General features: G+C 71.3%; 9 protein-coding genes and 1 pseudogene. 6 read left to right on the forward strand and 4 right to left on the reverse strand.

Going from position 1 to position 8686, the window contains the following annotated elements:
- Positions 1 to 482, forward strand: a pseudogene (locus tag KBI5_RS10410) (HAF repeat-containing protein); the annotation flags it as partial.
- Positions 483 to 778: 296 nt separating this feature from the next.
- The gene (locus KBI5_RS10415) at positions 779 to 1561 is read left to right on the forward strand and encodes an enoyl-CoA hydratase/isomerase family protein (protein ID WP_011437802.1); all 783 of its coding nucleotides are present in this window, start codon (positions 779 to 781) and stop codon (positions 1559 to 1561) included.
- 80 nt (positions 1562 to 1641) lie between these two features.
- Here KBI5_RS10415 and KBI5_RS10420 read toward each other — a convergent pair whose 3' ends face one another.
- Positions 1642 to 2769: a phosphotransferase gene (locus KBI5_RS10420; RefSeq protein WP_011437803.1), complete on the reverse strand. Its 1128-nt coding sequence runs from the start codon at positions 2767 to 2769 to the stop codon at positions 1642 to 1644.
- A gap of 108 nt (positions 2770 to 2877) precedes the next feature.
- On the opposite strand from KBI5_RS10420, the gene KBI5_RS27750 reads away from it, so the two are divergent.
- Both KBI5_RS27750 and KBI5_RS27755 read left to right on the forward strand, forming a co-directional pair.
- On the forward strand, positions 2878 to 3195 hold the full coding sequence (locus tag KBI5_RS27750) for an NAD(P)H-dependent oxidoreductase (RefSeq protein WP_235186954.1): 318 nt from the start codon (positions 2878 to 2880) through the stop codon (positions 3193 to 3195).
- Between the two features lie 67 nt (positions 3196 to 3262).
- Positions 3263 to 3475: a hypothetical protein gene (locus tag KBI5_RS27755; protein WP_070982437.1), complete on the forward strand. Its 213-nt coding sequence runs from the start codon at positions 3263 to 3265 to the stop codon at positions 3473 to 3475.
- 134 nt (positions 3476 to 3609) lie between these two features.
- Here the strand turns inward: KBI5_RS27755 and KBI5_RS10430 are convergent, their stop codons facing one another.
- Positions 3610 to 3792: a hypothetical protein gene (locus tag KBI5_RS10430; RefSeq protein WP_085015119.1), complete on the reverse strand. Its 183-nt coding sequence runs from the start codon at positions 3790 to 3792 to the stop codon at positions 3610 to 3612.
- Positions 3793 to 4615: 823 nt separating this feature from the next.
- On the opposite strand from KBI5_RS10430, the gene KBI5_RS10435 reads away from it, so the two are divergent.
- Together KBI5_RS10435 and KBI5_RS10440 are read left to right on the forward strand one after the other, a co-directional pair.
- Positions 4616 to 4900, forward strand: coding sequence for a hypothetical protein (locus KBI5_RS10435; RefSeq protein WP_131728932.1), 285 nt, complete (start codon positions 4616 to 4618; stop codon positions 4898 to 4900).
- A 207-nt stretch (positions 4901 to 5107) separates the two neighbouring features.
- The gene (locus tag KBI5_RS10440; protein ID WP_241882801.1) at positions 5108 to 7570 is read left to right on the forward strand and encodes a helicase-associated domain-containing protein; all 2463 of its coding nucleotides are present in this window, start codon (positions 5108 to 5110) and stop codon (positions 7568 to 7570) included.
- A 140-nt stretch (positions 7571 to 7710) separates the two neighbouring features.
- On the opposite strand, the gene KBI5_RS10445 is transcribed toward KBI5_RS10440, so the two are convergent.
- Positions 7711 to 8130, reverse strand: coding sequence for an ester cyclase (locus KBI5_RS10445; RefSeq protein ID WP_011437807.1), 420 nt, complete (start codon positions 8128 to 8130; stop codon positions 7711 to 7713).
- 100 nt (positions 8131 to 8230) lie between these two features.
- Positions 8231 to 8506, reverse strand: coding sequence for a hypothetical protein (locus KBI5_RS10450; protein WP_023841527.1), 276 nt, complete (start codon positions 8504 to 8506; stop codon positions 8231 to 8233).
- Positions 8507 to 8686 lie beyond the last annotated feature (180 nt).

The following is an 8686-nucleotide window of genomic DNA, read 5'->3' on the forward strand; positions in this document are numbered from 1 at the left end:
GCGGCCCGTCAAGCACCGCGGTGGCCGCGAACGACGCCGGGCAGATCGTGGGCTACAGCGACACGGCCGACGGGCACACCCACGCCTTCCTCTGGGAACGCGGTCGTCTGATCGACCTCGGTACGCCGCCCGGCGACACCGAATCCTGGGCGATCGGGATCAACAACGCCGGCCAGGTCCTCGTCCTGAGCCGCGGCTCGTCGAACCATGCATTCGTCTGGTGGCACGGCCAGCGCGCGACCATCAGCGTGCCCAGCGGCGACTTTGGGGTGACCGCCATCAACGACCGGGGAACCGTCGCCGGCACGGCGAACGGGCACGCGTTCCGTTGGCGCGACGGCCGTTTCACCGATCTCGGCACGCTGGGCGGGCCGTACAGCGACGCGAACGCCATCACCCCCGCCGACGTCGTCCTCGGTTCCTCGGACCCGGCCGACTCCCCGATTCCGCTCGCGACCTTCTGGCCGGCCCCCGGCCGCTGACGCGGCGGCTGTCCGGTCAGCACAGCACATTGAACACCGTGAGCATGATCTAGTCGGTAAACAGGAGAGCACCACGTCGAACTCGTCGTCAGGGAACGGGAGGTCAGCCGCGTCCGTCTCCGTTCGCTCCAGGCTCAGTCCGCTCACTCCAGGCCCAGTCCAGGCCCGGTCCAGGCCCAGTCCGTGACGCGACCCGCGAGGCGTTTTCGGTCAGGATGGACGATGTCGGACGGAGGAGACCCCGCCGGCACGGCGGACCGCCGGCACCAGCACGGACGACCCGACGGAGGATCATCATGAGCGAGTCCGGAGACATCGCGGTACAGACCCTGCCCGGCCACGTCGCCGTCGTCGAGGTCTGCCGTCCGCCGCACAACTTCTTCGACGTGCGCCTGATCCAGACCCTCGCCGACATCTACGACAAGCTCGGCGCCGACTCCGACGTCCGTGCCGTCGTGCTGTGCTCCCAGGGCAGGAACTTCTGCGCCGGAGCCGACTTCTCCGGCGCGAGTGCGGCCGAGGCGATCTCGGCGGACGAGGGGGCGCCGGCCCTCTACCGCGAGGCGCTACGGCTGTTCGCCTCCCCGATACCGGTCGTGGCCGCGGTGCAGGGCAGCGCGGTCGGCGGCGGGCTGGGGCTCGCGCTGTCCGCGGACTTCCGGGTCGCAAGCCCGGACAGCCGCTTCGCGGCGAACTTCTCCCGGATCGGGCTGCACCAGGGCTTCGGCATCTCGGTGACCCTGCCGGCGGTCGTCGGCCGGCAGAAGGCGCTCGACCTGCTCTACACCGGTCGCCGGGTTGGTGGGCAGGAGGCGTTCGACATCGGCCTCGCCGACCGGCTCGTGCCGAACGCCGAGCTGCGGGAGGCCGCGGTGGCGCTGGCCGGTGAGGTCACCGCCGCCGCGCCGCTGGCCGTGCGCAGCATCCGGGAGACGATGTGGGCGGATCTCGTCCCCGTCATCCGGGCGGCCACCGAGCGGGAAACCGCCGAGCAGGCCAGACTGCGGGCCACCGAGGACTTCGCCGAGGGGGTGCGCGCCTCGACGGAGCGCCGCGCGCCCCGTTTCACCGGCCGCTGAGTGGTCCGGGCGTGCCGGTCCTCGGGGATTTCGGGCGGGCGGGACGAGCCAGCGGTCAGGCCTGGCCGCGGGCCGCCGCCTCAGCCGGTGAGGAACCGCCCGCCCAGATAGGCCTCGGCCAGCTCGCAACTGTCCCGGGCGTACTCGGAGGCGCTCGGCACCGCGTCCGAGTGCGGATGGGTGCCCAGCCAGGCCACCAGGAGCAGCCGGCGCAACAGGACGAAGGTAGGGATCATCGCTACGTCGTCCGCGGTGAGCGGGCGCTGGCGCTGGTAGGCGGCCAGCCAGGCGGCCACCAGGTCGCCGGCCTCGTCGAGGTGCTCGATGAAGGACAGCGACGCGGCGAGATCCCAGAGGTACCAGCCGAAGCCGCAGTCGTCGAAATCGATCACGCAGACGTCCCCGGTGGACGCATCCCGGGGTACCAGGAGGTTCGCCAGCCGCATGTCGGCGTGGACGAGCCCGAACCGGTCCGGCCCGGTGCCGAAGGCGGCCAGGCGTGCCTCGATGTCGGCCGCGGCCCGGCTCAGCAGGCCCAACGCCGCGCGGCCGTCCCCCCGCGGGCCGTCCCCCGGCGGGCCGGGGCCGTCGGCCAGCGCGGTGACCAAGCCCTCCGACCAGCTCCCCCACCGGCCGGCGTCGCCGAGCATGCTCCGCCAGGTCCACTCGAAGCGGGCGAAGGTAGTCGGGCGGGACCACTCCCGCGCGTGCCGGTGCAGCCGCGCGGTGATGTCCCCGAGCTGCCCGAACGCGCCGCGCAGGGACATGGGGTCCGTCGGTTCCGGTGAACGTCCGTCGACCCATTCGAACAACACGGCGTGCCGCTCGGCACCATCCGGCCCAGCGGGATCCAGCCCAGCGGGATCCGGCGAGGCGGCACTCGGCGGGAGGGTTCCGGTCGCGGCCACGGTCGCCACGGGCCCACCCGCCCTCGTCGGCACGACCGGCGGCGTCACGACCACGCCGTCGGCGCGCAGGGCAGCCACCCACGCCAGCTCCCCGTGAATCTCGACGAGAGTGTGGTACCCGGGCCGGTGCAGCCGCAACGCCCAACGCCGGCCGGTCGCCGGGTCGTCCACGCGGTAAGTGACGTTCTCCGAGACATGCAGCAGGCTCGCCCGCGGCGACGGGCCGAGATCATAGGCGGCGAGGACGTCACCGAGGACGCCATCCAGCCCCACCAGCCCGTCGACGGAGGTCGTGCTCACCGTACGACCACCGGTCCGGGCGAGATGGCGTCCCCGTGGGAGGACGTGACCCCGCGTACCGCTCCGGCCTGCTTGAACCCTTGCCTGAACCCTGTTTCACCAGGGGAAATGGTCCGCATCCATCTTGTTTGCCGGAGTCGGCGGGCCGCCGTCAAGGAACCGGGCCCGGCCGCACCCACCGTCGAAACCCACCATCGAAGAACCACCGCCACGGCAAGAGCACGGCTACGGCAAGAGCACGGCTACGGCAAGAGCGACGACGCGCCCCAGCCTGCCGGGGCCGAACTGCGCGCGCAGCTCACAGCGGCCGACGTCGTGCTGTTCCGCACCCCGCAGTACGCAGGCGCGCTACCTGGAAGCTTCAAGAACTGGAAGCTTCAAGAACCTGATCGACTGGACGATCGGCGGCGGGGAGCTCTACGGTAAGTCCGCTGCCTGGGTCAACGTGGCCGCCCCGAGCCGGGGGAGGGGTRCCCGGGCCGAGCTGGGGACGGTGCTGGACCAGGTGGCTGCCAACGTCAGCGCGTCGGCCTGCGCGTCGTTGCCCGTGGCAAGGGAGGCCATCGGTCCGGACGGCACGGTGAGCGACCCACGGGTGCGTGCCGGACTCGCCGAGGTTCCGCGGGCCGTCGTGCACCACCTCGGCCTGGCAGACACGGCAGACACGGCAGATGTCGCGGACACGGCAGATGTCGCGGCGGGGTGAGCCCATCGCGGCCCACCGGCGACCGACCCGGACGGCCGACCACCGATGGACCCGCGTGTGGGACACCGATCTTCCCTCCCTTGCGCCCTGCGCGGCGTCTCACCCGGACAGGTGACCCGCCGCGGCCGGACACGTCAGTTCGGGATGAGCTGGCAGTTGGGTTGCGGGACGGGTGGGTAGGGAGGGCAGGGTGTGCCGGGCGGCTGGCAGCCCGCGCCGGTGGTGAGCAGACCGAGCGTGACGGCGGCTCCGATGGTCACCAGAATGCGACGGACACCGACAGCTCGCCCGGTTCTTCTCTTAACGGGTCGACGCATATTTGAACCTCTCTCGCGTCTCTCACGTGTTCTCCGATCCGCTATTCCCTACCAGAACTTCCCCACTCAATGACAACGGCGCGCCGAGCCCYTCGATTCCGTTTCACGTTTACGTATTCCCGTCCGGATTATCGGGCCGCGCATCGGGCGGGCAGCCGGGCCGGTGAGAACCCGATGCGGTTGACACCGGAACGCCCCTGCCCGTCCAACCATCGATGACAACATTCRCAAGATGGGAGAACCGATACATCTGTGTCGAACCGGCGCAAGTCCGGGCGGCGGTCACGCCTGCCGTTGACCGCTATTGACCGCCGTTGACCGCCGTTGACCGCCGTTGACCGCCGTTGACCGCCGTTGACCGCCATCCGGGAGGACCATTCCAGTTACCGACCATTGCCCGACAGCACGGGCCGGATGACCGACTGCGTCCACATTCACCGGGGGTGCCCGCAAGGGGTATCCGCATACCCCGGATGGGCTCATGCTTCCGGTCCGGTGGAGATGTTCCCGTAGGACCTGACCACTCAGCGTACCGGGCCCCTAGTATCCTCGGGTCGGGATGACAGATTTCTGGAAATACAGCGCGGAGGAAACCATGCTCCCCTCACCGGGCAGGTCGGTGTGYCGCCCGCACCTCGATCTGGTGCCCGTCCTTACCGACGACTCCGGGGCTATGGGGGATGCGGCGCAATCCGTTTCGGCCCGTACCCGGCACCCGTCCCGCCGCGCCGTATCCATCATGGTCACCGCAATACTGCTCATTCTGTTCTCAGCGTTGCCTGCCGGCGCCATGATCCGCCGTTCGACGTATCATCCACTCCCGGTGATCAACGTTTCGTACGAGACCGGCGCGGTGAGCGGCGTCGGGCGGCAGACCGACCTGACAATCACTGACAAAGGACCGGGGATCCTGCACGTCCAGTCAATCTCGGTGGACGGTGAGCGCCTCCTGGATCAGAACTCCCACCTCCGGATCGCGCCGGGGCACAGCTACATGTTCACTTTCGGCTGGGCCGGTGGTCCCGGGGGTGGTCCGGACGGGCCGACGGTCGTCATCGACAGCGATGCGCCTACCAGCCCCACCGTCCTCCACATCGGCTATCAGTGAGGCCGCACCGGCAACGACGGCGAGGCCCGGGGTACCGGCGACCGTCCGCGGTACCGGCGACCGTCCGGAGGGCGCCGATGCCGTTCGCCGGCGCCACCGGTGCGCTCGCAATCCGGACGGATCGGGAACGGGCGACCGTGGTCTCGGATGTCTGCTACCGGCAGACCGGGCGACCGTGCCCGTTCGGCGCGCATAAGAATGGAGGGGATGACACCACGATCGTTCGTTGACCATCTTGCGGATCTGGACTTGCCGGCGCTGGCCGCTCTGCTCCGCTCGCGTCCGGACGTGCTGATCGAGCCGGTACCCCGCGGTTTCGGGCAGCTCGCGCAGCGGCTGGAAAGCCCGGATTCGCTGGCGGCGGCGCTGTGGGAGCTGAACCGCGACACGCTCCGGGTCGGCCAGGCGGCGGCGCTGCTGGGGGAGTCCGCGACGGTGYCCCGGATGGCCGAGCTGTTGGGCGCGTTACCGGACGCGGTGCGCGCCGGGGTGGACGATCTGTGCGCCCGCGGCCTCGCCTGGACCGACACGGTGGTCCGACTCCCGGAGCCGCTGCACAACCACTGGGTCGAGGAGATCAGCTCCGCCCGCCCGGTCGCAAAGATCGCCCGCAACGTCCTGGTCGAGGATCTGCGTAAGGCGGTCACGGCGCTCGGGGCTCCGGCCGAAAACCTGCGCAAGACCGAGCTGGTCGCGCGGCTCACCGAACTCATGTCCGATGCCCGCCGCATCGCGACGATCATCGCTTCCCTGCCCGCCCCGGCGCGGCAGCAACTCGATGACCTGCGCCTGGCCACGGCCGGCGGCTACTTCCCCTACATGTTCCCCTACACGCCCTTCGAGGAGATCCATGACCGCAGGGCAGCCACGCGGTCCATCAGGCAGCTGATCACCGCGGGGCTGGTGCTGGGCGTCGGCAACCGGCCGGAGCTCCCCCGTGAGGTCGCGGTCGCCGCCTGGCTGGCCAGGCAGGACCTGGGGCTCACCGGGCCGCCGGACATTCCCCGGCCGGAGGTGAACGAGGCCGCCGTCCGGTCGAGCTCCCAGGCGGCCGCCCAGGGCGCTATCCGCGCCGTGACCGCCCTGCTCGACGAGGCCGCCGCCGCCCCCGTCGTGGCGCTCAAGCGAGGAGGCGTCGGTGGGCGGGAACGGGCCCGGCTGGCGAAGCGGCTGTCGACACCGTTGGCCGAGCTGCCGCTGTGGATCGACCTGGTCGCGGCCGCCGGCCTGCTGGCCTTCACCGAAGGCGGCTACGCACCGAGCCCGCGGTTCCAGGAGTGGCGGGAGGAGTCGCCAAGCCATCAGTGGGCGACGCTGGCGGCGGCGTGGCACGCTCTGGAGCACGCGCCGACGAGCCGCGAGGGTGCCGACGAGAAGGACGTCCCGCCGCCCCTGCCCATCGGGTCGGGGGCGGGCCAGATTCGCCGGGTGCTGATCCGCGCGGCGGCCGGCGGGCGGTCGGTGCGGCTCACGGCTGAGAACCTCGACTGGTTCTTCCCCCTGCACGGCTACGACGCCGCCACCTGCAAGATCAAGGTGGCGGCGTCGATCCGCGAGGCCGAGCTGCTCGGGGTGTTCGCCCTCGACGTCCTGTCCGAGCCCGGCCAGGCCCTGATCGAGGCCGCGCCGAGCACCACCGACGCGGCGGCTGCCACCGTCGGGCTTATGATCGTCTCGACCGCGGACGAGCTCGCCGCGCAGGTCGCGAGGACGGTGCGGGATCTGGCGGACCGCTGCGCCGAGCTGCTGCCCGCGACGCCGTCCAGCCTGATCCTGCAGTCCGATCTCACCGCGGTCGTGTCCGGCCAGCCCAGCGCGGCGATATCCCAGCTCCTGCGGGCCGCGGCGGTGCCGGAGTCCCGGGGCGCGGCCGGGACCTGGCGGTTCACCTCCGCCAGCGTCCGCGCCGCGATGGACGCCGGATGGTCCGCCACCGAGCTGCTCGAACAGCTACGCGCCATCGCCGACCACGGTCTCCCGCAGCCGCTCGAATACCTCATCGCCGACGTCGCCCGCCGGCACGGACACGTGCGGGTCCGCGGGATGCGCAGCGCCGTCCTCGCCGACGAGCCCACGACCGCCGAGATCCTCCACACCCGGACACTGGCGAAGCTGCACCTCGCCCGGCTCGCCCCCACCGTGCTGGCCAGCCCGGTGGAACTGGACACGGTCCTCGCCGAGCTGCGCCGGACGGGCTTCTACCCCGTCGCCGAGGACGCGACGGGCACCGTCATCGTGACGAGCGGACCGGGGCGGAAGGCGCCGCGGGGGGCCCCGGCACAGCCGTCCCGGGAGTCCCGGGCGTCCCGACCGCACGGAGGGTCCCCCGCCGGTCCGCCGGCGACCCGACGGCGGCTGACGGCCGACGAACTCGCCCAGCGCCTGCGCACCGGCAATGACGACGGTGTCACCCTGCTGACCGACCTGGCCCAGCGGCTCGGCGAGATGAACGGACGGCTAAACGACGCCGAGCTCGCCGTGCTGGCGGACGCGGTGGAACGCCGCAGCGATGTGGTCATCGCCTACCGGGACAAGCAGGGCACCCGGACGGTCCGCCGCATCCAGCCGAACCAGCTCTTCGGCCGGTGGCTGGACTCCTGGTGCCACCTGCGCAACGCCGAGCGCGAGTTCGCCATCGCCAACATCGAGTCCGTCAGTCCCGTCGGCTGACCGGCACCCCCTTCTCCCCGGGCATGACCGGTCAGCCGGGTTCCGCAGGCAGTAGGTCCATGCCGATCAGCTCTCGAATCTGGACCCGTCGGCTCTCACGCCCGGCCAGCCCGGGGCGGGGCCGCCAGGCCCGGGGCGGCTCAGGCGGGTCGACCGAGCTGGCGAGCGAGCCGCGTCTGGTCGAAGTACAGCCGGTTCTCGGTGATCAGGCCGCGCTCGACCCGGTAGACCTCGACGACACGCAGGTTGATCCGACGCCCGGTGGGCGCGAGCTCCGTACCGTCCGGGTCGCGGTAGACGCCGACGTGCGTCGCGGTCAGCGTGTACTCCTCGACCACGATCTCGCCCTGCTCGGCCAGCACGTGGGTATCGACGTCGATCTCACCGAAGGCCGCCAGGAAGGCGGCGCTGTACTCGGCGCCCGCCGCGCGCCCCTTGATCCGCACCCCGCCCGGTGCCTCGACGACCAGATCCTCGTCAAGTAGCGACAGCACCGAGGCCTCGTCACCGAGGTCGAAGGCGTCCAGCGCGCGCTTCACCGTGTCCAGCGCCTCTCCCACGTGACATCCTCCAGGCTTGCCTGCCGCACACACCGCCCAGAGGGCGATCATCCCACCACCGGGCCGGTTCCCGACGGAAAACCGGATGTCCGGGAGGACGTCAGACGCTCGTGGTCGAGCCGGGGCGGATGATCATCAGAACGGTGACGATGACCCAGAGCAGGCTGAACACACCGGCCGCCATCGCGAGACCGCTCGTGCGGGCGCGCGCCGCGGCCGCGTCCATGGCCACCGCGCCACCATCCATGGCCACCGCGCCACCATCCTGCGCACGGTCGGGGACGGCCGGGGATCCGGCGACGATCTCGTCGAGGACGTCACGCTGTCCGGGCAGCACCACGATGAGGAGCACGGCGGCGGCTACGGTCGTCAGCACGATCGCGACGATCAACCAGCTCTGCCCAAGAACCGTTGCATGAAAGCGCTTGATAGCGTCCGCTCATGCCGCCTCGCCTCTCGGCGAGGCACCCCCGGTCTGACCGGCCGTGGCCGTGCCGGGTTCCCGCTTCCCAGCCACCCGCCCGCTTGCGCGGGTCTTACGGTCGGCTCCACGGGC

Source organism: Frankia sp. KB5, assembly GCF_002099325.1.
In the GTDB taxonomy this organism is placed as follows: Bacteria; Actinomycetota; Actinomycetes; order Frankiales; family Frankiaceae; genus Frankia; species Frankia casuarinae.

What these genes read in the sequence shown, in the direction of transcription:
- KBI5_RS10430 (WP_085015119.1), bottom strand. Translation starts at nt 3,792, where the DNA reads ATGCGTCGACCCGTTAAGAGAAGAACCGGGCGAGCTGTCGGTGTCCGT.
- KBI5_RS10415 (WP_011437802.1), top strand. Translation starts at nt 779, where the DNA reads ATGAGCGAGTCCGGAGACATCGCGGTACAGACCCTGCCCGGCCACGTC.
- KBI5_RS27750 (WP_235186954.1), top strand. Translation starts at nt 2,878, where the DNA reads ATGGTCCGCATCCATCTTGTTTGCCGGAGTCGGCGGGCCGCCGTCAAG.